Annotated in this window: 21 protein-coding genes and 1 tRNA gene; 20 read left to right on the top strand and 2 right to left on the bottom strand. The window is 37.9% G+C overall.

Annotated elements, in window-relative coordinates; all coding sequences use genetic code 11:
• Positions 1–15 precede the first annotated feature (15 nt).
• The 5 genes from ACFO5O_RS01510 to ACFO5O_RS01490 all read left to right on the top strand — a co-directional run bounded on the left by ACFO5O_RS01510 (position 16) and on the right by ACFO5O_RS01490 (position 4,429).
• Complete coding sequence (locus ACFO5O_RS01510; RefSeq protein ID WP_119028407.1) at positions 16–357, top strand: PadR family transcriptional regulator; 342 nt, start codon at positions 16–18, stop codon at positions 355–357.
• A complete protein-coding gene (locus ACFO5O_RS01505; RefSeq protein WP_387960244.1) occupies positions 354–2,120 on the top strand; it encodes a PspC domain-containing protein in 1,767 nt (588 codons plus the stop codon). The genes ACFO5O_RS01510 and ACFO5O_RS01505 overlap by 4 nt, the downstream gene beginning before the upstream one ends.
• 90 nt (positions 2,121–2,210) lie before the next feature.
• A complete protein-coding gene (locus ACFO5O_RS01500; protein ID WP_387960243.1) occupies positions 2,211–2,708 on the top strand; it encodes a nuclear transport factor 2 family protein in 498 nt (165 codons plus the stop codon).
• A 46-nt stretch (positions 2,709–2,754) separates the two neighbouring features.
• On the top strand, positions 2,755–3,483 hold the full coding sequence (locus ACFO5O_RS01495) for a head GIN domain-containing protein (RefSeq protein ID WP_387960242.1): 729 nt from the start codon (positions 2,755–2,757) through the stop codon (positions 3,481–3,483).
• A 109-nt stretch (positions 3,484–3,592) separates the two neighbouring features.
• Complete coding sequence (locus tag ACFO5O_RS01490; protein WP_387960240.1) at positions 3,593–4,429, top strand: GIN domain-containing protein; 837 nt, start codon at positions 3,593–3,595, stop codon at positions 4,427–4,429.
• A 75-nt stretch (positions 4,430–4,504) separates the two neighbouring features.
• Here ACFO5O_RS01490 and trxB read toward each other — a convergent pair whose 3' ends face one another.
• Positions 4,505–5,485 (bottom strand): thioredoxin-disulfide reductase, encoded by a 981-nt coding sequence (gene trxB / locus ACFO5O_RS01485; protein WP_387960238.1) that lies wholly within the window; start codon positions 5,483–5,485, stop codon positions 4,505–4,507.
• A 163-nt stretch (positions 5,486–5,648) separates the two neighbouring features.
• Between trxB and ACFO5O_RS01480 the strand changes: the two genes are divergently transcribed.
• The gene (locus tag ACFO5O_RS01480; protein WP_387960236.1) at positions 5,649–6,107 is read left to right on the top strand and encodes a hypothetical protein; all 459 of its coding nucleotides are present in this window, start codon (positions 5,649–5,651) and stop codon (positions 6,105–6,107) included.
• 153 nt (positions 6,108–6,260) lie between these two features.
• Here the strand turns inward: ACFO5O_RS01480 and ACFO5O_RS01475 are convergent.
• Positions 6,261–6,335 (bottom strand) — tRNA-Pro (locus ACFO5O_RS01475).
• Between the two features lie 131 nt (positions 6,336–6,466).
• On the opposite strand from ACFO5O_RS01475, the gene ACFO5O_RS01470 reads away from it, so the two are divergent.
• From ACFO5O_RS01470 to ACFO5O_RS01405, 14 genes are all read left to right on the top strand, one after another.
• Positions 6,467–8,749, top strand: a complete 2,283-nt coding sequence (locus ACFO5O_RS01470) for a TonB-dependent receptor domain-containing protein (RefSeq protein WP_387960235.1) — start codon at positions 6,467–6,469, stop codon at positions 8,747–8,749.
• A gap of 21 nt (positions 8,750–8,770) precedes the next feature.
• The gene (locus ACFO5O_RS01465) at positions 8,771–9,895 is read left to right on the top strand and encodes a PQQ-dependent sugar dehydrogenase (protein WP_387960233.1); all 1,125 of its coding nucleotides are present in this window, start codon (positions 8,771–8,773) and stop codon (positions 9,893–9,895) included.
• Between the two features lie 6 nt (positions 9,896–9,901).
• The gene (locus ACFO5O_RS01460) at positions 9,902–10,327 is read left to right on the top strand and encodes a c-type cytochrome (RefSeq protein WP_387960231.1); all 426 of its coding nucleotides are present in this window, start codon (positions 9,902–9,904) and stop codon (positions 10,325–10,327) included.
• 49 nt (positions 10,328–10,376) lie between these two features.
• Positions 10,377–10,985 carry a uridine kinase gene (gene udk / locus ACFO5O_RS01455; RefSeq protein WP_387960430.1) on the top strand — a complete coding sequence of 203 codons (609 nt, stop codon included), beginning with the start codon at positions 10,377–10,379 and terminating at the stop codon, positions 10,983–10,985.
• Between the two features lies 1 nt (position 10,986).
• Complete coding sequence (locus tag ACFO5O_RS01450; protein WP_387960229.1) at positions 10,987–11,304, top strand: FtsB family cell division protein; 318 nt, start codon at positions 10,987–10,989, stop codon at positions 11,302–11,304.
• Entirely contained in the window at positions 11,304–12,671 is a 1,368-nt protein-coding gene (locus tag ACFO5O_RS01445; RefSeq protein ID WP_387960227.1) for a methylmalonyl-CoA mutase subunit beta, read from the top strand. Before ACFO5O_RS01450 ends, ACFO5O_RS01445 begins: the two co-directional genes overlap by 1 nt.
• On the top strand, positions 12,664–14,808 hold the full coding sequence (scpA, locus tag ACFO5O_RS01440) for a methylmalonyl-CoA mutase (protein ID WP_387960225.1): 2,145 nt from the start codon (positions 12,664–12,666) through the stop codon (positions 14,806–14,808). Before ACFO5O_RS01445 ends, scpA begins: the two co-directional genes overlap by 8 nt.
• A 306-nt stretch (positions 14,809–15,114) precedes the next feature.
• Complete coding sequence (locus tag ACFO5O_RS01435) at positions 15,115–15,621, top strand: hypothetical protein (RefSeq protein WP_387960223.1); 507 nt, start codon at positions 15,115–15,117, stop codon at positions 15,619–15,621.
• A 181-nt stretch (positions 15,622–15,802) separates the two neighbouring features.
• A complete protein-coding gene (locus tag ACFO5O_RS01430; protein WP_387960221.1) occupies positions 15,803–16,357 on the top strand; it encodes a dihydrofolate reductase family protein in 555 nt (184 codons plus the stop codon).
• Between the two features lie 255 nt (positions 16,358–16,612).
• Positions 16,613–17,131, top strand: coding sequence for a RidA family protein (locus ACFO5O_RS01425; protein ID WP_387960219.1), 519 nt, complete (start codon positions 16,613–16,615; stop codon positions 17,129–17,131).
• Between the two features lie 439 nt (positions 17,132–17,570).
• Positions 17,571–17,999, top strand: coding sequence for a hypothetical protein (locus tag ACFO5O_RS01420; protein ID WP_387960217.1), 429 nt, complete (start codon positions 17,571–17,573; stop codon positions 17,997–17,999).
• Positions 18,000–18,285: 286 nt separating this feature from the next.
• Positions 18,286–19,029, top strand: a complete 744-nt coding sequence (locus ACFO5O_RS01415; RefSeq protein WP_387960215.1) for a DUF6090 family protein — start codon at positions 18,286–18,288, stop codon at positions 19,027–19,029.
• Positions 19,030–19,298: 269 nt separating this feature from the next.
• A complete protein-coding gene (locus ACFO5O_RS01410; RefSeq protein WP_387960213.1) occupies positions 19,299–19,826 on the top strand; it encodes a hypothetical protein in 528 nt (175 codons plus the stop codon).
• An 82-nt stretch (positions 19,827–19,908) separates the two neighbouring features.
• On the top strand, positions 19,909–21,201 hold the full coding sequence (locus ACFO5O_RS01405) for an acetylxylan esterase (RefSeq protein WP_387960211.1): 1,293 nt from the start codon (positions 19,909–19,911) through the stop codon (positions 21,199–21,201).
• Positions 21,202–21,303: the final 102 nt, after the last annotated feature.

Here is a 21,303-nt window from a genome sequence, read left to right as displayed (position 1 = left end):
TAATCTCCTTAAAACATGAAGATAGAAAACACAAAAGCACAGATGCGTAAAGGGGTTTTGGAATATTGCATATTATCGGTCCTTAAGGACGAAGATGCTTACGTTGCCGAGATTTTAGATACCCTTAAAGACGCAAAACTGCTTGTTGTTGAAGGTACTATTTATCCTTTATTAACAAGACTCAAAAACGCCGGTCTGCTCAACTACCGTTGGGAAGAATCAACCTCTGGCCCGCCAAGAAAATATTATGGTTTAACTGAAACTGGAAAATTATTTCTCAATGAGTTAAACGGTACTTGGAGTGAATTACAAAACGCAGTTAACCTAGTAACAAGATCAAAAAATAAACAAAAATGAATAAAACAGTCAACATAAATTTAGCAGGTATATTCTTCCATATTGATGAAGATGCATACCTAAAATTACAGCGCTATCTTGAGGCTATAAAACGTTCATTTACCGACTCTCAAGGCCGTTCTGAAATTATTGCCGACATTGAAGCGCGTATAGCAGAACTCTTTGGTGAGCGTGTTCAAAATGAAAAACAAGTGATTTCTGTAAACCTCGTCGATGAAGTGATTGCCATTATGGGGCAGCCTGAAGACTATTTGGTTGATGACGAAATTTTCGAAGATGAGCCAAAGCACAAATCAACGCCTAGATCGACCTCATCCAAAAAACTTTTTAGAGATACTGACAACTCTTACGTAGGAGGCGTTGCATCTGGCCTTGGACATTATTTAGGAATTGAAGCCGTTTGGGTTCGATTAATTTGGATACTACTAGCCTTAGGATCTGGTGGAACCTTTATACTCATTTATATTTTATTTTGGGTACTCGTTCCTGAAGCGGTAACAACAGCCGAAAAACTGACCATGACAGGTGAACCCGTCAATATCAGTAACATTGAAAAAAAAATCAAAGATGGGTTTGATACGGTATCCCAAACGGTTTCAGACACGGTAAAACATATGGATTTGCCAAAACAGGGCAACAAAATTAAGTCCTCTTCAAAATCCTTTTTTGACACCATTGGAGATATTATCATGTTTTTTTTGACCGTATTTGCCAAGTTTATAGGCGTCATTCTAATTATAGTAGGAGCCGCAACTTTGATTAGTCTCATCATTGCACTTTTCACGGTTGGTGTGGCCGATGTGATTCACATTCCTGGATTTGATTTAGTAGATGCCGCTAATGCTGCCAATACCCCTGTTTGGCTAGTATCATTGCTAACACTTTTTATTGTAGGTATCCCTTTCTTTTTTGTCTTCTATTTAGGCTTAAAGATTTTGGTGAACAACCTTAAATCTATAGGAAATATTGCCAAATTTTCGCTATTAGGTATTTGGTTAGTGTCTATTATAGGAATGTTTATCATTGGCATTAAACAAGCCAGTGAACATGCGTTTGACGCCAGTGTGACTAGCAACGAGCAATTATATATTACAAGTGCTGATACCTTGAAGATTGGTATGAAAGGCAATTCGGCCTACAGTAAATATTTTGGAAGGCATAGTAGTTTTTTTAAAACGGTTTACGATGAAAACGATAACAAAGTTATTTACAGAACAGACATACGTCTAATTGTAAGATCGACAAAAGACAGTGTTGCTTCCATCAGCATAGAAAAAAGTGCCCATGCTAGTGATTATCAAAAAGCGAAAGTTAGAGCCCAAAACATTAATTATAACTATGCTCTAAGTGGTAATTATTTAGAATTGGATTCGTACCTCACTACCCCGTTTGAAAACAAATTTGGTGAGCAGGAGGTAGAAGTGATTCTTTATTTACCAGAAGGGATGGTATTCTACGCTGAAGATAACACCTACACCTTTCATAGAAATTCGAGCTATTACCGAGATATCCTAGACAATGGTATGGAAGAACATTATTTACAAGTGATAGATAATGATGTGATTTGCTTGGATTGCGATGATAACTTTAAGGTAAGGGTTAAAGATCATAATTCAGGATTGGAGATCGATGAAGATGGCATTCGTTTTAAAAAGGATAGTCTAAAATTAGAATTAAACGCTAAAGGTTTGAAGGCCAAAGATGACGGCGTTAAAGTGAATATAGATAGTAACGGTATTGAAATTACTTCAGACGACAATTAACAGTTCATCATTAAAAATCAACAATTCAGATAGTTAAGTTTCTAATCACAACTTTATAAACAGATATTTGAATCATTAATCAATCAAAAAATGAAACAGTTTAAACATCGATTAATTTTAGCACTGTTAGTGACTTTAAGTATCACAATTCAGGCACAGGAAGATGGAAATTCTCAAGTATTTAATACCCTAAAAGTTAATGACAGTTTGCTGTTTGACCTTGGGTTTAACACCTGCGATTTAAGCCAATTTAAGGCCTTAATCACTGATGATTTAGAGTTCTACCATGACAAATCTGGCATATTAAACTCAAAGCAGGCGTTTATTGACGTGATGGCAAATGGAATTTGTAGTGCTACAAATCCTTACAGAGCGAGGCGTGAATTAATTGAAGGAAGTTTAAAAGTGTACTCCTTATACAACAATGGAAAACTTTATGGCGCTATTCAAGAAGGAAGTCATAGATTCTATGAGCGTTTTGAAGGTAAGGAAACCCCTGGAAGTATTGCAAAATTTACTCATCTATGGATAATAGATAAGGACCAGTGGAAACTTAAGCGCGTTTTAAGCTACGACCACCAACTATAAAATGAAATTTAAAAATCAATCAGTAATTAATCAAAATCAAAACATTATGACAACATTAACAAAGATTATTGTATCCACCTTGTTCACCTTCCTATTGTTCTCTTGCAATTTCAATATGAACTTTAGTCCAGGAATTAGTGGCAATGGTAATGTGGTTACGGTTGACAGAACCGTTGAAGGCAATTTCGACAAAATTGAAGTCAGTCGTGGCATGGACGTGTATTTAACCCAAAGCGATACTGAAACCATTGAAGTTGAAGCCGACGAAAACCTGCAAGACATTATTGTTACCGAAGTAAAAAATAATGTGCTTAAAATATATGCCGATCAAAATATTCGTCATTCAAAATCGCAAAAGGTATTTGTGAATTTTAAAGCTGTAACTTCCATTTCATCAAGTAGTGGTAGCGATGTATTTAGCACCAACACTATAACTGCAGAGCGTTTAGAATTATCAACTTCTAGTGGTAGTGACATGGAATTAAATGTGAACACGGAACATATTAACTGTAGTTCGTCTAGTGGCAGTGATTTAAAACTATCAGGCAAAACCAACAGCTTATATGCTGAAGCTTCTAGCGGCAGTGATATCAAGGCAGGAAATTTAGATGCGGTTAGCTCTCACGTGAAAGCAAGTAGTGGTGCAGACATTACAGTAAATACCTCTAAAGAATTAATAGCAAAAGCTTCAAGCGGTGGTGATATTAAATACTACGGAAATCCTGAAAAGATCGACAAAAGTGATGGCGTTTCTGGGAGTATCAGCAAACAATAAGGCCATCTAAATCAACTAACCAATCTATTTTTTAAGCCATTTCAAGCCTAATTTCGGGTTTGGGATGGTTTTTGTTTTATATTTGTTAACCCACGAATATTTAATTAAGATGAATAAAATCATTATTACCTTTTTAATTAGCATGGTTTGTATGGTCTCAATTCAGGCCCAAAATGATGATAAAATAAAAGGAGATAGAAATGTAACTATTAAACAGACCTATATAGACCCATTCCATACCATTGTCGTGGGAGAGGATTTTTCTGTTGAAATTATTTACAATAAACGGCCATCTGTTGAAGTTGAAACTGATGACAATCTGCACGAGTATATCAATTTTGTGGTAAAAGACAGTATTCTGATTTTTAATACTACCAAAAGAATAACGTCTAGTCGACGGATGAATATCAAAGTTAATTATGACGATGCGTTGCAACATATTGAGGTGCGCGATGATGCCGAAGTGCGCTCATTAACCTCTTTAGAATTTAAAAATGCCACTTTAAAAACATCAGGGACGTCAAAAGCGTATTTAAATGTAAAGGCCCAAAGCTTCAATTTTGTGAGTTTAGATAAAGCAAAAGTGAAACTCAATGTGACTGCCAAATCGGCCACTATACAATTAAGTGATAATAGTAAGTTAGATGCTTTAGTAAATGCACCTGAGTCTAAATTTGACTTGTATCAACGGGCTAACGCTGATATTGAAGGTACTGCTGAGAACACAGTTGTTAGAACCGAGAACAATTCTAAATTTAATGGTGGCAATTTCACAACCAAAACCTGCACCGCGATTTGTGAAACTTCTAGCGACCTCTATATTGACGTTATTGAAACTATAGCAATTGAAGCTACTGGTACAAGCTCCATTTATTTGTTTGGCACGCCAAAAATTACTATCAATAAATTTATTGATAATGTAAAGCTTCAAAAAAAAACCAAATAACAAGGATTTATAAAAATCACAAAGTGCCTAAAGTGGATAACTTTAGGCACTTTGTTTTATTGCTATGCTAATTATTTAGTTGTATGTAGAGGAATTAACTTCAAAAGTTGAATCTTTAGCCGCCAAGTAACGCTCGGCATCTAAAGCTGCCATACAGCCAGTTCCTGCTGCAGTTACGGCCTGTCTATAGACATGATCAGCAGCATCTCCCGAAACAAAAACGCCTTCAACATTGGTTTTTGCAGTTCCAGGTACATTAATGATATAGCCTGTTTTGTCAAGTTTTAAATAATCTTTAAAAATATCGGTATTAGGCTTGTGCCCGATAGCCACAAAGAAGCCTGTTGCCGGAATCTCAATCAGCTCTCCCGTTGCCTTATTTTTAGCTCGAACACCTGTTACAACCTGACCATCACCAAGAACCTCATCAGTTTCAGTATTATAAAGGATTTCTATATTTGCTGTATTCTTTACCCTAGTCTGCATAATTTGAGACGCTCTAAACTCATCTCTTCGCACCAACATGGTTACTTTTTTACATAATTTAGATAAGTAATGCGCTTCTTCACATGCCGAATCTCCTGCTCCTACAATAACCACTTCTTGGTTTCTGTAAAAGAAACCATCACAAACGGCACAAGCCGAAACACCTCCACCAAGTTTCAAATATTTTTGCTCAGACTCTAGTCCTAAATATTTAGCTGAAGCACCAGTTGAAATAATCACGGTATCACAGTGAATTTCTTTAGTCTCGTTTACCCAGACTTTATGGGTCTCCCCAGAAAAATCAACTTTAGTAACCCAACCGTCTCGCACATCAGTCCCAAAACGTTCTGCTTGTTTTTGAAGTTCAATCATCATTTCTGGTCCCGTAATACCATCTGGATATCCTGGGAAATTTTCTACTTCATTAGTTGTGGTCAATTGCCCACCAGGTTGTGTGCCTTGATACAACACAGGAAACATATTCGCGCGAGCAGCATAAATAGCAGCTGTATAGCCCGCAGGTCCTGAACCTATTATAAGGCATTTTACTCTTTCTATAATTTCTGACATTTTTTTAGTTTAACTTTAATAAAACAAAAGTAGAATTTTTAAAACAATCCTTACTTTTTAAGTTATTAAAAGTTATTATAACTTTATAAATAGCAGCAATACCTACTATTACTCATTCTTTTTTTGTAAATTAGTGTGTTATCAACTAATACATTATCGCCTTATGAAACTGTTTTCCATTATATGCGTTTTTATACTCTGCTTGTCTTCATGTAAAGAGAAAGAACATACTGATATTACTCCAGAAATTGAGCCAACACTAAAATTAGATGGTGCTTGGGAACTGGTGAGTTTTTATAATTATATTGACAATAAAGTTTCAGACTCCTTTAATATTGCCGAAGGTTATAGACAAGTTAAAATATATACACCTTCAAAAGTGATGTGGAGCAAAAATGTTCCTGCCGACTCTACAGAATGGTTTGGCTATGGAAGTTATAAAATTGAAGGGGACCGGCTTAAAGAAATTTTAGATTACGGTTCTGAAATGATGAGTCAAATTATTGAAGAACGCAAAGAATTTATCTTCGAACTACATCTAAAACCAAGTTCATTTCGTCAAATTGAACTTGACCAAGATGGTAACCGCGTATTTTCTGAAAATTACATAAGAATTGAGTAATTAGGTCTTCTAACACTATAAAAAAATCCAACCACGGTGTGTGATTGGATTTTTATAGTCTGGGCGGCAGGATTATTTTCAATGATCCTGAAAAGGAATGTTGCAAATTAAAGCAATGCTTTAATTTTAAATAAACCTTTCCGCTTTATTTTGTCGGGGTGGCAGGATTCGAACCTGCGGCCTCCACGTCCCAAACGTGGCGCGATAACCGGGCTACGCTACACCCCGAAAATGAGATATCGTTTACGGGCTGCAAATATAGTTTTTTTATTTTTTACTTAATTACTAATTGCACTTTTTTCTCTCACTTTAATTGATACTTTAGTATTTTTAATTTTTAAATACGAAACGTGCGCCTTTTGTTGAGACCTCTTTGCTCCTTTTTAGCTATTGCCATTACCGCAATTGGGTATAGTCAACATATAAAAGGAAAGGTTGTAGAAAGCACAGGCAACGCCGGCTTGTCATTAGTACACATAAGTTCTAATAATCTATCTATTACCTCTGAAAGTGATGGTGCTTTTGAAGTTCAAAAACCCGGGTTATACACCTTCAAAAAATCTGGCTATATCACTAAAACTCTTGAATTAATTACAGATGTATTTTACATTATTCAATTAGAGCAAAACCCCTCAGAGCTTAATGAAATCATTATTTCTGTAGCCAATATTCCCGAAAAGCTTAAAAACAACACCACTTCCATAAGTCTTATTTCTGCAAAAGACATTCAGCGTTTTAACACCACCAATTATAACGACATCCTCAATAGAAGTCCAGGTGTATTTATGCAGAGTGGTGCATTAAACACTAACCGAATAACCATCAGAGGTATTGGATCAAGGACACTGTTTGGTACCTCAAAAATTAGAGCTTATTTTAAAGATATTCCTTTAACCGATGGAAGCGGTGACACCACCGCTGAAGATCTCGAGCTTTCGTCTATAGCAAGACTTGAAATCATAAAAGGGGCAACGTCTAGTGTATACGGCGCAGGTCTTGGCGGTGTGATCCACTTAATTCCCGAAAATGCAATGTTAAATGAAACCCGTTTAAAAACTGAAATGACTCTAGGGTCTTTTGGGCTTATGAAAGGGGTGATTAATTTAAATCACGGCACTGAAAAAAATAGCTTTAAAACCATTTACAGTACTACGCACAGTGATGGGTTCCGACAAAATAATGAATACAATAGAGAGACCTTTAGCTATCATTCCAATCATTTTATCAATTCCAATAATGAACTGTCGGTTTTAGGAAACTTTATAAAGCTTAAAGCCTATATTCCAAGTTCATTGAATGAACAGGACTACAAGACCAATCCGGAGTCAGCGGCTTCTAATTGGCAACAAGCTAAAGGGTTCGAGGACTCTAAACGCGGCATCTTTGGTGTGTCATGGAACCATAATTATAGTGCAGATTTCGAACAAAAAACCAGTGTGTTTGGCAGTTTTAGAGACGCTTATGAGCCTAGACCTTTTAATATTCTAAAAGAACATGCCTTTTCATTAGGAATGCGGTCTAGCGTATTGGGCACCTCTCATGTATTCAAAAAAACACTTAACTGGACTGTGGGGTTTGAGCTCTTTAACGATTATTACAAGTACCAAACTTTTGAAAATCATTATGCCAATTTCCCTGAAGGCACAGGTAGTGTTCAAGGAGACATGCTTTCTGACTTTAAAGAACACAGAAATTACTACAATCTCTTTTTAGAAACTCAACTAGAAGCCTCAAAATCAATCCTCTTTTCCTTTGGCTTAAACTTTAATAAAACGGCATATGCTTTAGACGATAGATTCCCAAGTACTAGTGAAAACCCTGACCAATCAGGTGACTATAAGTTTAAAAACATCCTTTCCCCAAAAATTGGAATGTCGTATGCCATATCAACAACTAAACGTATCTACTCCAATATCAGTCATGGGTTTTCACCCATTACACTTAGTGAAACGCTTTTACCCGATGGTAATATCAATCCTAATTTAAAACCAGAAACAGGTTGGAATCTTGAAATCGGTACAAGAGGCAGCAGTGAAAATAAGCGCTTATGGTATGACCTTTCCATTTATAGGATGGCCATAAAAAACCTTTTAGTATCTAGACGCAGCGCTGAAGATGAATTTATAGGTATTAATGCTGGGAAAACACGACATGATGGTTTAGAATTTGCTCTCAACTATGCTTTGGTTAAAAAGACATCCATGAATGCCACCGTTTTTGTTAATGGCAGCTTTACTAATTTTAAGTTCAAAACTTTTATGGACGATACTAATGATTACTCTGGAAATGAGCTCACAGGGGTGCCTTCAGAACTAATTAATGTAGGTATAGATCTCGACTTTTCAAGTGGATTTTATGGCACAATTAATTTTCAACACGTTGGAAAAATGCCAATTACAGACAGCAACGCGCTGTATACGAGTCCTTATAGCTTGACCAACCTTAAGTCTGGCTTTCAACATCAAATTTTTAAAAATTTAAACCTCAATATATTTATAGGTCTTAACAATAGTTTTAATGAAACCTATGCCTCACAGGTATTGATTAATGCCACAGGGTTTGGTAATTCAGCACCGCGGTATTATTATCCGGGCAATCCTATAAATTTCTATTCAGGTATTTATTTAAATTATATATTTTAATGTAACTTTAAAACAAAAAGCATGAGACTATTTCATCTACTTCTTTTCATAGGCACAATGAGCTGCGCAGCCTGTGCGCAACAAATAGAATCTGAAGTTAAAGCGACCATACCCGAATCACTTGAGTACACTACAACTTTAGTAGTTCCCGATTTGAATATTCCATGGGGAATGACCTTTTTACCTGACCAAAGCCTACTCATTACTGAAAAATCGGGCGACCTTATTCACTTTAAAGATGGTGTAAAAACCAAAATTAATGGTCTACCACAAATATATGTGCGCGGTCAAGGTGGTTTTATGGATATCAAATTACATCCAGATTATGCAACTAATGGATGGATTTATATGACCTATGGTTCTTCTGAAGGTGAAGGCAGTGGCGGTAACACCGCTGTAGCTAGAGCCCAACTAAATGGTGGGTCATTGGTTAATTTTGAATTACTTTATAAAGCTGGACCAAACACAACACGAGGCCAACATTGGGGATCTCGAATAGAATTTGATGATGAGGGTTATCTCTATTTCACTATTGGTGATCGTGGCGACAGAGACACAAATCCCCAGGATATCACCAGAGATGGTGGTAAAGTCTACAGATTACATGCCGATGGTTCCATACCAGATGACAACCCCTTTGTGGGCGTAGCAAATGCCAAATCGGCTATATTTAGTTACGGACACCGCAACCCACAGGGCATGTGTAAAAACCCGTTTACTGGCGGCATTTGGTTAAATGAACATGGGCCTCAAGGTGGTGATGAAATTAACATCAGTGAAAAAGGAAAAAACTTTGGTTGGCCGGTCATATCCTATGGCATTAACTATGACGGCACCGCCTTTACCGACTTAACCGAAAAAGAGGGCATGGAGCAACCTGTATTTTACTGGGTGCCTTCTATTGCACCTAGTGGAATGACGATTGTTAATTCAGACCACTATCCCGATTGGAAAGGTGATGTTTTGGTAGGTTCACTTAAATTTCAATACCTCGAACGACTTATTTTAGAAAACAATACGGTGGTGAAACGCGAAAAATTATTTGAAAACATTGGGAGAGTACGTCATGTTGTTCAGGCACCAGATGGTTACCTCTATGTAGCCGTTGAGAATCAAGGTATCTTTAAAATTGTTCCAAAAAACTAAAACTTCATGGTCATTCGATACATAGTCATAGTCTTATTGGCACTGTCTCCCATAGCCATGATCAACTCTAATAGTCAAGGGTATTTTACTCAATCTACTGCCTTACAAGAAAGCATTTCACGAGGTAAAATGGTGTATTCCGACTTTTGTATCGTTTGTCATTTAGCCAATGGCGAAGGAGTAAAAGGCATTTATCCACCGCTTGCCAATTCTGATTATCTCAAAAACAAAAGGATAGAAAGTATAAAATCTGTAAAATATGGTATGCAAGGTGAAATAACTGTCAATGGTAAAGTTTACAATAGTGTTATGGCTCCCATGGGACTTACAGACCAAGAAATTGCAGATGTTATGAACTATATCACTACTTCATGGGGAAATACCAATGCAAAAGCATTTACCGAAAACGAAGTTTCAAAAGTTCAACCTTAAAGTTCTCTTGCAAATACTTAAATTTGCCCTAACTATACATTTAAAAACTATGCTCATTATTGGAATTGCCGGTGGTACAGGTTGTGGTAAAACTACCGTTGTTAACCAAATTCTCGATCAGCTTCCCGAAGGTGAAGTTGGGGTTATCTCACAGGATTCCTATTATAAGGACACCTCGCATTTAAGCTATGATGAACGCATAAAAATCAATTTTGATCATCCACGATCCATTGATTTTGAATTGCTCGAAACCCATTTACGAGAACTCAAAAATGGTAACCCCATTGACCAGCCTGTATATTCCTTTGTAAAACATAACCGCACTGGCGATACTGTTAAAACTCACCCGCGTAAGGTCATGATTGTTGAAGGCATATTAATTTTAACCAATCCCGAATTGAGAGAGATGTTCGATATCAAAATCTTTGTGCATGCCGATAGTGATGAGCGTCTTATACGCCGCTTAAAACGCGATATTTCTGAACGCGGCCGTGACCTTGATGAAGTGCTGTCCCGTTATCAAAACACGCTCAAACCTATGCACCAGCAATTTATTGAGCCCATGAAAGAATATGCCGATATTATCATCCCCAATAATAAATACAACACTGTTGCAGTTGATATAGTAAAGACCATTATTAACCAACGCTTAATTTAACGTGAATACAAAACGCTCCTATATTAAAGGCTTTAAAAACATCTTCGTCATCATTATTGTGGTATTCGCGGTGTGGATGCTCTTCTTCGATGCCAACTCCTGGCTTATCCATCATGAGCTCAATACCGAAATGGACGATCTAGAGGCCGAAAAAGAGTATTACAAAAACGAAATTGAAAAAGACAAAAAAGCAATTAAAGAATTAAGTACCGAAGAAGGTATTGAAAAACTGGCTCGCGAAAAATATTATATGAAACGAGATAACGAAGAAATCTATATCATTGAGTACGAAGACAGTTTAAAAAACAAGCAACAGTAATGGGGAACTCCTTATTTGATGAATTTCCAGACATCTCTTCCAAACACTGGAAGCAACAGATTCAGTTTGACCTCAAGGGCGCCGATTATAATGAGACCCTCATTTGGAACAGCAATGAAGGTATAGCGGTCAAACCCTTTTATCATGCCGATGAATTTAAAACCCTGCCTCCAGTTTCGGGGAGTAGAGCAACGCAATGGCAAATCAGCCAAAGCATCTTTGTGGCCGATGTTGACAAATCCAACAAAAAAGCTCACAAACTCCTTAATCGTGGTGTAGAGCGTCTGGCTTTTATCCTGCCTTCAAAAGAAGTTGCCATCGACCGCTTACTCAAAGACATCGATCTGGCTTCGATACCAGTAGATCTCTATATGCAGTTTTTGGATGCCGATTTTGTAAAACAACTAACCAACCACTCTAAAACCAAGCTTAACATTCATACCGACATCATTGGAAATCTGGCACGAACTGGTAATTGGTTTAGCACCTTAAAGGAAGACCATAAGCAGTTTGAAGCCATCGTGACACACACCAACAGCTATAGTATTGACGCAACTTTGTATCAAAATGCCGGGACAACCATGGTACAGCAACTGGCCTATGCCCTAGCCCATGCCAACGAGTATCTCAACCACTTGGATACAGTAATCACGAGCGAAGCAAAGCAAACTTTTAAAGTTTCCTTTCAGGTTTCAGTAGGCAGTAATTATTTCTTCGAAATTGCCAAACTGCGTGCTTTAAGGCAACTCTGGCACACCTTGGCAAGTGCATATGATGTAAACACGGACTGCAACATCATGGCCATCCCAAGCAAACGCAACAAAACCTTATACGATTACAATACCAACATGCTGCGTACCACCACCGAGTGCATGAGTGCCGTTTTAGGTGGTGCCAATAGCATCAGTAATCTGGCCTATGATGCCATTTATCATAAATCGAATGCCTTTGGTGAGCGTATTGCCCGCAACCAATTGCTCATTTTAAAGCATGAAAGTTATTTTGATAAGGTCGATAACCCCGCTGACGGGGCTTACTATATTGAAACCTTAACCGACGAGCTTGCCCAAAAAGCCTTGGCGCTTTTTAAAGATATTGAAGCCCAAGGCGGCTTTTTAAAGCAATTAAAAGAAGGAACCATTCAGCGTAAAATTAGTGAAAGTGCAGCGCGCGAACAGGAGCAATTTAACAACGGAGAACTCACCTTACTCGGCACCAACAAGCATCCCAACCCTAAGGACCGGATGAAAGACGAACTAGAACTCTACCCTTTTGTAAAAACCAATCCTAGAAAAACCCTTATCGCACCCATTATTGAGCGACGATTGGCAGAAGCTACGGAACAAAAACGTTTATCGAATGAGTAGAAAAGATATACAGCATATCAGCCTCTTGGCAGCGGCCAAAAGCCTAGAGCCAAAAGCCAAAAGTGAATATACCACTGCCGAAGACATTGTAATCCAATCTACCTATTCGGCAGAAGACCTCCAACCGCTCGAACACCTCAACTTTGCTGCGGGTATTGCCCCTAACTTACGTGGGCCTTACAGTACCATGTATGTGCGCAGGCCTTGGACCATTCGTCAGTATGCTGGGTTTTCAACCGCTGAAGAGAGTAATGCCTTTTACAGACGCAACCTTGCTGCCGGACAAAAAGGGCTATCCGTTGCCTTCGACCTGGCAACACATCGCGGTTACGATTCTGACCATGAACGTGTGGTAGGTGATGTGGGGAAGGCTGGAGTCGCCATTGACTCGGTAGAGGATATGAAACTACTGTTTGACCAGATTCCACTTGATCAAATGTCGGTGTCTATGACCATGAACGGTGCCGTTTTGCCTATCATGGCCTTTTATATTGTTGCCGCCGAAGAACAGGGTGTTACGCCCCAACAACTGTCGGGAACCATACAAAACGACATTCTAAAAGAATTTATGGTCCGTAACACCTATATCTATCCGCCTACACCCAGCATGAAGATTATCTCTGATATTTTTGAATATACGAGCAAACACATGCCCAAATTCAACAGCATCAGTATTTCGGGCTACCATATGCAGGAAGCCGGTGCCACCTGTGATATTGAACTAGCCTATACATTGGCCGATGGCTTGGAATATATCCGCAAGGGACTAGATGCCGGAATGGATATTGATACCTTTGCCCCGCGCCTCTCTTTCTTTTGGGCCATTGGTATGAACCATTTTATGGAAATCGCCAAAATGCGTGCCGCACGTATGCTCTGGGCCAAGTTGGTAAAGCAATTCAATCCTAAAAACGACAAGTCCCTCGCTCTGCGTACCCATTGCCAAACCTCGGGCTGGAGTCTTACCGAGCAGGATCCGTTTAATAATGTGGCGCGTACCACCATAGAGGCCGCAGCTGCAGCTTTTGGAGGCACGCAAAGTTTACATACCAATGCTTTGGATGAAGCCATTGCTTTACCCACCGACTTTTCGGCGCGTATTGCACGTAATACCCAATTGTTTTTGCAGGCCGAAACCCATATCACCAAAACGGTCGACCCTTGGGCGGGCAGTTTTTATGTAGAACAACTCACCCACGATATTGCACAAAAAGCTTGGTCTCTCATTGAAGAAATAGAAGCTCTCGGTGGTATGACCAAAGCCATTGAAGCCGGCATCCCCAAAATACGCATCGAAGAAGCCGCTGCCAGAAAACAGGCACGTATTGACTCGGGCCAGGATATTATTGTAGGCGTCAACAAATACCGATTGGATAAGGAAGACCCCATTAGCACTTTGGAAGTCGATAACCAAACCGTACGAAACGGGCAGATTGCACGATTAGAGCGTATTAAAACCGAAAGAGACACTGAAAAAGTCAATCTAGCATTGATAAAATTAACTGAAGCCGCCAAAAATTCTTTGAAAGGAGATTCCGGTCTTCACGAGAATTTATTAGCTTTAGCTATTGAAGCGGCGCGCGCACGGGCTACTTTGGGTGAAATCAGTGATGCCCTAGAAGTGGCGTTTGGACGTTATAAAGCACAAATCAAATCCTTTTCAGGCGTGTATAGTAAAGAAATAAAAGACGATGCCTCCTTTAAACGGGCAAAAGAACTGGCCGATATTTTTGCCGAGCAAGATGGACGTAGACCGCGTATCATGATTGCTAAAATGGGACAGGACGGTCATGACCGTGGTGCCAAAGTGGTGGCTACGGGCTATGCCGATGTAGGTTTTGATGTGGATATTGGACCCTTGTTCCAAACCCCTCAAGAAGCCGCCAAACAGGCTGTTGAAAATGATGTGCATATTTTGGGTGTCTCCTCTTTAGCGGCGGGACATAAAACCTTGGTACCACAAGTGATTGAAGCGCTCAAAGCCTATGGCCGTGACGATATTATGGTGATTGTGGGTGGGGTCATTCCCAAACAAGATTACCAATACCTTTTTGATGCAGGGGCGGTCGCCGTCTTTGGCCCGGGTACTAAAATTAGTGATGCGGCCATTAAGATTCTGAAGATTTTAATTGATTAATTGTAAGTGTAACCATTACGGTGTTAAAGTCTTACTCTACGTCTCGATGCCCTTTTGCTACTCCAAAACAGTCGAAGTGACCAACACCTATAATTACTATCAGGTCCAGTGAACCACCAAGGGTGGGGTGTATCTAGAACTATAGGATTATTTAAACAGTAATAACCTGGCAAAACCGTCATGAAATACGTAGAACTACCTATACCTTTTTCAGTCAAAAAAGTTTTATATTTACTTTTTTTTGACTAAAAGCTGTTAAGACGCCATTTTTAGGCGTATATAATAAGTTAGCATCAAGCAGAGGACATGAAAATAAAACTAAAGAAAATTGCACTAATAGTAGAGATTTTGGGAGGGATTGCCATCTTAATTTCACTGATTTTTGTGGGTATTCAACTAAAAGATAATACTAAAGCTACCAGATCTTCAACCGCAACCGCAACAATCGGAACGATGACGGATTGGTATGTTACAATGGGAACAAATGCAGAGACAAGTGCATCATTTTGGAGGTTTCTATCGGATCCTGATTCTATGACAAAAGATCAGCAATTACAACACATTTACAATTTACATGGTTTACTTCTTACTTTCCAAAATAGTTATTATCTCGCATTGGAAGGTACATTGGATGAAAGAATTCCTGAATCTTTAAACCAAGTTATAGCTGGAGTTAAGGATCAACCTGGATTTCTGCTCTATTGGAATGCTCGTAAATCAATTTTCTTCAAAGAATATCGTGATTATGTAGATGAAATTCTCAATTCTACTGAAAACATATCAAAAGGAATTTATAAAGAAAATTCTGAATAAATGCCAGATGCTAACAATGGCTATAATCCTTTGCTAACAACCAACAAAAACCAAAAATCAGTATATTTAACTTGGCTTGATTCCTACTCCGAAAATCCTACGGGTTTTTGCTACGCACAGTTCGCTTCGCTCGTGTCTCGCAACGGAATCATAGCCAAACACGTTAGCCAAAATTTGAGAAATGCGTACTAAAAATTCAAAAATTACGATTCATATGGTTTCCAGTCTTGATGGTTTTATAGCCAAAAAAGATGGAAGTATTTCCTGGATGAACTCAAAAGACAATTATGAAAAAGGAGTTGAACTGACCAAGGAATTTATTTCGGAATTTCTTAAGTCGATTGACTGTTTCGTTATGGGTTCTCGGACTTATGAACACGCTATTGAACTCGGTTGGCCGTACGGAGAAGTGCCAGTTTTTGTGCTGACAAATAGAAATGTAAAATCAGACAAAAACAGTGTTCAGTTTCTTTCGGGTAAATTAACCGAAATTATTAATGATAAGCTAAAACCAAAGTTTCAGAATATATGGATGGTTGGTGGATCAATGCTAACCAAAGAATTTCTTAAGCTCGGAATTGCAGATGAAATCAACATAACCATAATTCCAACTCTGCTGGGAGATGGAACACTCTTTTTCGACTATATTGGAAAAGAAATTCCGTTGCATTTGAAAAATGTAACCGCTTTTAAGGATGGAATGGTAGAAATGGTTTACGAAATAAACAAAGAATAAAAACTGTGCCCAACAATACCTACAAGTAATTGCTTGTTCTCGCCTACCTCCCTAAATCCTCACAGTTTGTTGCTACACACAGTCCATAATGCTTGTGTTATTCGGTTTATATTTACTAAATTAGGTGATTAAACACACCACAAATCGAAGCTTTAGCGCAGCTAAACAGGTGGTGCATCATCCTGTAAAACGAAACCCATAACCAAAACGGGGTAGCCGAAACCCGAGCAAAGTAGGCACTAAACAATCAGAATTATGAAAAAAACAACCCACCATCTTGTGTTATTCATTACACTTTTGGCTTTCGCAATTGGATTCCAAAGTTGTGAACAAAAACAAGAGAAAGAAACCAAAGAAGTTGAAAAAGAAGTCATGGCTAAATCCGAAAAGCCTGAATATTTTCTATTGCGACCAGAAGTGGAAAAAGCTTATGGCTATACCCACGCTGTAAAAATTGGAAATAGCATTAAAATCTCTGGAGCGGTAAGCATGGACGATGAGGGCAGCCCTACCGCAGTTGGTGATTTAGAGCAACAAATGAAAAACTGTTATTCAGATTTGGAAAAAATATTAAAACACTACGGTTGCACATTTGACGATGTCGTTGTAGAAAATATTTTTACGACCAATATGCCTCTTATGCTTGAAAAATCTGCCTATCGTGCAGAAATATACAAAAATCATTTTCCTACAGGTACTTGGCTTGGCGTCAAGGAATTAGCACTTCCCGAGTTTATGATTGAAATCGAACTGGAAGTTCATAAAACGGAATAAACATACGAAGGTACAATACTCGCTTAATTGCACTGCCTTACTTCTCGATACATCCCTAGACTAGGCTCGGGACACTCGAAGTGATAAACATCACAAATGCTATCAGTTCGAGTGTCACATCAACAACGGGACGTATCGAGAACTTGTACTCCAATGCTTCTCGATACCCTTTTGCTGCGCAAAACCACACGAAATGACAAACATCACCATCAGTGTAAGCCCCGCTCCTACCAATTGCCGTCACAGTTATAGATTTAGCTCTATTGCGTTTGGTTTAACCCAACAATTGCGTATCTTGCCACAGGTGCAACATGCATTGCCCTATAACCTACGCTATCCCCGACTGTTAAAAATATATTTAAAAAAAGCGCGTTTTTAGACTAGGACCTATAGGGACTTAACTGTTTTATATATTAATAAACAACTAAAATTAATAACAATGAAAACCTCAAATTTTAAATTACTAACCCTTTTAACGGCACTAACACTGTTTATGGCCACATTTTCATCGTGTTCATCTGACGATGATTCTTCTGTAAATATAACCGTTAACGAAGGGCCTTCTGGCGACATTGGCGGCGATTTTACTGGTAACGGTGGTAGCGGCTCAAGAACGATCAATTGGACCAACAACCTAGCAACAGCAGATTATAATGCTGATATTACAGCTACGGCACTAGGCAGGTTTCAAATGGTGGTGAGAGATGCTAATGGAACTATTGTACTCGACCGAAGCCTCAATGGCGGCACAGAACCCGATAGTATTGATGGTGTCACTAGTGCAGGCGAACCTGGAAATTGGACAGTGACCATTATTCTAACGTCTTTTAAAGGTGATGGCAGTTATTCTTTAAGTGCGGGAGATTAATACCATTACACTACAACATATAAAAAGGGCGGTCTGAAAATGACCGTCTTTTTTTATGGTTTCACATCTCTACAGCCCCGAGACTTGTGGTTTTTTAAGAGCAGACCAACCAACCTAAAAGTAACTATGAAATACGTAGATCTACCTATACCCTTTTCAATTTAAAAGGTTTACATTTACTTTTAAGAGACTAAAAGCTGTTTTAGCGCAGTTTTTTCGAGCATATTAGTAGTTGTGCTTCATGATAACCAACCAATAAGCTTCCCGCTTTCTCGGGAAAAAGCATATGATAAAATTCTTTAGACAGATTAGACGCGACCTTATGGAAAAAAACAACACTGGAAAGTATTTGAAATATGCCATTGGAGAGATTGTATTGGTAATGATTGGTATACTTTTAGCACTGCAAGTCAATAACTGGAATGAGATGAACAAAAAAAAACGTCTCAAAAATGAATATCAAACCTCACTAACCAACGATTACACAAAAGACACCTTACAACTTAACGACAGACTAAAAAGAAATAAAAAAAGGCTTGCCTTATTAACATCAGTTATAGACAGCATTGATAATGGTTTTTACACAACCATAGAAGACTATATTGAGCTTTATTTAAATAACTTTTCGAGTATAAGTGTAATTAATATTTATAACTCCAATAGCTTTAATTTACTCATCTCTACCGGAAATATTGATTTGTTTGACAAAAAGTTTAGAACCGAATTAATGGAGCTCAATAGACTTCAAAGAGCTGAACAAATCGTACAAAATGGTAACAAAGATTATTTATTTAAATTTATGCAAAACGTATCTCTAAAATACCCTAGCCCTAACATTGGAAATCCGTTTCATGCAGATGCTGCAATCCAACTGTTATGGAAAAATGTGAGAATTGATGATTTACCAAGAGATTTACTAAGCTTAATATCTCAAGAAAGATATACTATTATTAGATATATTGAACTCACAGAAAGTGTATTACACCAAACCGAATTGGTTTTAAAACTATTAAACAATTCTAATACTTAATAATTTAAAAACTAACGCAAGCCTAACACCAGCTAAAATACACTGCTTTACTCCTCAACTTAACAACAAACAACCAACAACTAACAATGAACAATTATCAATAACCACCAACCACCACTAGCACAGTCTGTTCGCTGCACTCCTGCCCATTCGGTTTTTATTTACTAAATTAGTTACTTAACCGCGTAACGAAACGTAGATTCAGCAAAGTTAAATCGAAGATTCAACAAAGCTAAACACCTTGGTGTTCATTTAAAAACAATTTAAAAATGAAAAATCTTATAATAATCACCTTTATTTTTTTTATCATTTTTTCCTGTGCACATGAAGCGAAACACAAAAAAGATGATTCAAAAATGAACAGTACAGATGAGACTGAAATTCTCAACACAATAAACAATGTTTATAATAACATAATTGTTGAGTCTAATAAAACACCAGACTTCAAGACCATAAAAGAACAATTCGTTGAACAGGCACGTTTAGGATATATAATAAATGATTCGTTGATTCTTAAAAGCCCTAATGAATATTTCGACACTATGGAACGTATGCTAACTCAAAATAAACCTGAATATTTAAAAGAATGGGAAATTAAAGGAACGACAAAATTCTTCGGAAAAATAGCTCAAAGAACTAGTTTATACGGTGTACATTTTAATACTACTGATAGTCTAACTGAAAAAGGAATAATTAATTTTCAGCTAGTAAAAATTAATAATGAATGGAAGATTCTTTCAATGCTATGGGAATCAGAAAAAAAAGGAGTATTAAAATCAGATAATTATTTTGATTAAAAACCTTGATTCAACGAAGTTAAATCGAAGATTCAGCGGCGCTATACCATGTCAGCATATTAACACCTAAAACCAAACAACAATGAAGATTAAAATTTATGTCTCGGTACTATTTGCATTAAGTATTTGTGGTATCATGAATGCGCAGCCGCGTGAACAGCTGGTTAAGGTCATGGTAACACCAAACCATACCGATTGGACTTATAAAACAGGTGAACAGGCCGAATTTACTATTACGGCTTTGAGAAATAATGTGCCTTTAGAAGGTGCTGAAATCAAGTATACTATCCAACCTGAATCTGGCTATCGAACACTTCCTATTTGGGATGAAGGCAGCTTCATTTTAAAAGATAAAGCAACTAAAATTAAGGCCAAAAAATTTGATAAACCGGGCTTTCTGCGCTGCACAGCAACTATTGTAGTTGATGGCAATGAATATTCGTCCTATGCAACGGCTGGCTTTTCTCCTGAAAATATAGAACCTACAACCACCCTACCTACAGATTTTGAAACCTTCTGGAATAAAGGAAAAGAAGACCTATCAAAAATTCCTGTTAATCCAATACTAACCTTGATGCCCGAAAGATCAACTGATAAAGTAGACGTTTACCATGTGCAACTAGACAATGTTGAAGGCAAAATTTATGGTATTTTATGTACCCCAAAAAAGGAAGGTAAATATCCGGCCATATTACATGTTCCAGGCGCAGGTATTCGACCTTATTATGGGGAAGTCGCAGAAGCAGAACAAGGATTTATATCCTTTACCATTGGTATTCACGGCATACCCGTAAACCTTGACCAAAGTGTTTATAGTAATTTAATGCAGGGTGCATTAAGAAATTATTGGACCATCAATCTAGATGATAAAAATAATGCCTATTACAAACGCGTTTATCTGGGATGCATAAGAGCTGTAGACTTTCTAGTTGGTCTTAACAACTTTGATGGTGAAAACCTTGGGGTCACTGGAGGAAGTCAAGGTGGAGCACTTTCAATAATAACTGCCAGTTTAGATTCGCGCATTAGTTATTTAGCAGCATTTTATCCGGCACTTTCAGATCTCACTGGATTTTTACATGGGCGTGCTGGAGGTTGGCCACAACTATTTACAGACGACTTCACCAACAAGCCCGAAAAGATAGCCACTTCAAAATATTATGACGTTGTTAATTTTGCGCGATTTGTGAAAGTACCAGGATGGTATAGTTGGGGCTATAACGACAATGTTTGTCCACCAACCTCAATGTATGCCGCCTATAATGTCATCGACTCTAAAAAAGAGCTGCATGTGTTTCAGGCAACACAGCATTGGACATTTCCAGAACAACGAGAATTAAAGAATCAATGGCTTTACGAACAACTTAAAAAATAAGATGCCTTTAATTGGCAAACACTGAATGAGAACTCTATACCTAACACTGCATGTAAACTCATAGCCCTAAAAGATACTGCGGTCTTAATACAAATGCTTTGC

The organism is Geojedonia litorea (assembly GCF_042654525.1).
Taxonomy (GTDB): Bacteria; Bacteroidota; Bacteroidia; order Flavobacteriales; family Flavobacteriaceae; genus Geojedonia; species Geojedonia litorea.
This window is presented reverse-complemented; position numbering and strand designations above follow the sequence as displayed.

Coding starts and splice junctions, on each gene's coding strand:
- ACFO5O_RS01510 (WP_119028407.1), top strand. CDS start 16: ATGAAGATAGAAAACACAAAAGCACAGATGCGTAAAGGGGTTTTGGAA.
- ACFO5O_RS01505 (WP_387960244.1), top strand. CDS start 354: ATGAATAAAACAGTCAACATAAATTTAGCAGGTATATTCTTCCATATT.
- ACFO5O_RS01500 (WP_387960243.1), top strand. CDS start 2,211: ATGAAACAGTTTAAACATCGATTAATTTTAGCACTGTTAGTGACTTTA.
- ACFO5O_RS01495 (WP_387960242.1), top strand. CDS start 2,755: ATGACAACATTAACAAAGATTATTGTATCCACCTTGTTCACCTTCCTA.
- ACFO5O_RS01490 (WP_387960240.1), top strand. CDS start 3,593: ATGAATAAAATCATTATTACCTTTTTAATTAGCATGGTTTGTATGGTC.
- trxB (WP_387960238.1), bottom strand. CDS start 5,485: ATGTCAGAAATTATAGAAAGAGTAAAATGCCTTATAATAGGTTCAGGA.
- ACFO5O_RS01480 (WP_387960236.1), top strand. CDS start 5,649: ATGAAACTGTTTTCCATTATATGCGTTTTTATACTCTGCTTGTCTTCA.
- ACFO5O_RS01465 (WP_387960233.1), top strand. CDS start 8,771: ATGAGACTATTTCATCTACTTCTTTTCATAGGCACAATGAGCTGCGCA.
- ACFO5O_RS01460 (WP_387960231.1), top strand. CDS start 9,902: ATGGTCATTCGATACATAGTCATAGTCTTATTGGCACTGTCTCCCATA.
- udk (WP_387960430.1), top strand. CDS start 10,377: ATGCTCATTATTGGAATTGCCGGTGGTACAGGTTGTGGTAAAACTACC.
- ACFO5O_RS01445 (WP_387960227.1), top strand. CDS start 11,304: ATGGGGAACTCCTTATTTGATGAATTTCCAGACATCTCTTCCAAACAC.
- scpA (WP_387960225.1), top strand. CDS start 12,664: ATGAGTAGAAAAGATATACAGCATATCAGCCTCTTGGCAGCGGCCAAA.
- ACFO5O_RS01435 (WP_387960223.1), top strand. CDS start 15,115: ATGAAAATAAAACTAAAGAAAATTGCACTAATAGTAGAGATTTTGGGA.
- ACFO5O_RS01430 (WP_387960221.1), top strand. CDS start 15,803: ATGCGTACTAAAAATTCAAAAATTACGATTCATATGGTTTCCAGTCTT.
- ACFO5O_RS01425 (WP_387960219.1), top strand. CDS start 16,613: ATGAAAAAAACAACCCACCATCTTGTGTTATTCATTACACTTTTGGCT.
- ACFO5O_RS01420 (WP_387960217.1), top strand. CDS start 17,571: ATGAAAACCTCAAATTTTAAATTACTAACCCTTTTAACGGCACTAACA.
- ACFO5O_RS01415 (WP_387960215.1), top strand. CDS start 18,286: ATGATAAAATTCTTTAGACAGATTAGACGCGACCTTATGGAAAAAAAC.
- ACFO5O_RS01410 (WP_387960213.1), top strand. CDS start 19,299: ATGAAAAATCTTATAATAATCACCTTTATTTTTTTTATCATTTTTTCC.
- ACFO5O_RS01405 (WP_387960211.1), top strand. CDS start 19,909: ATGAAGATTAAAATTTATGTCTCGGTACTATTTGCATTAAGTATTTGT.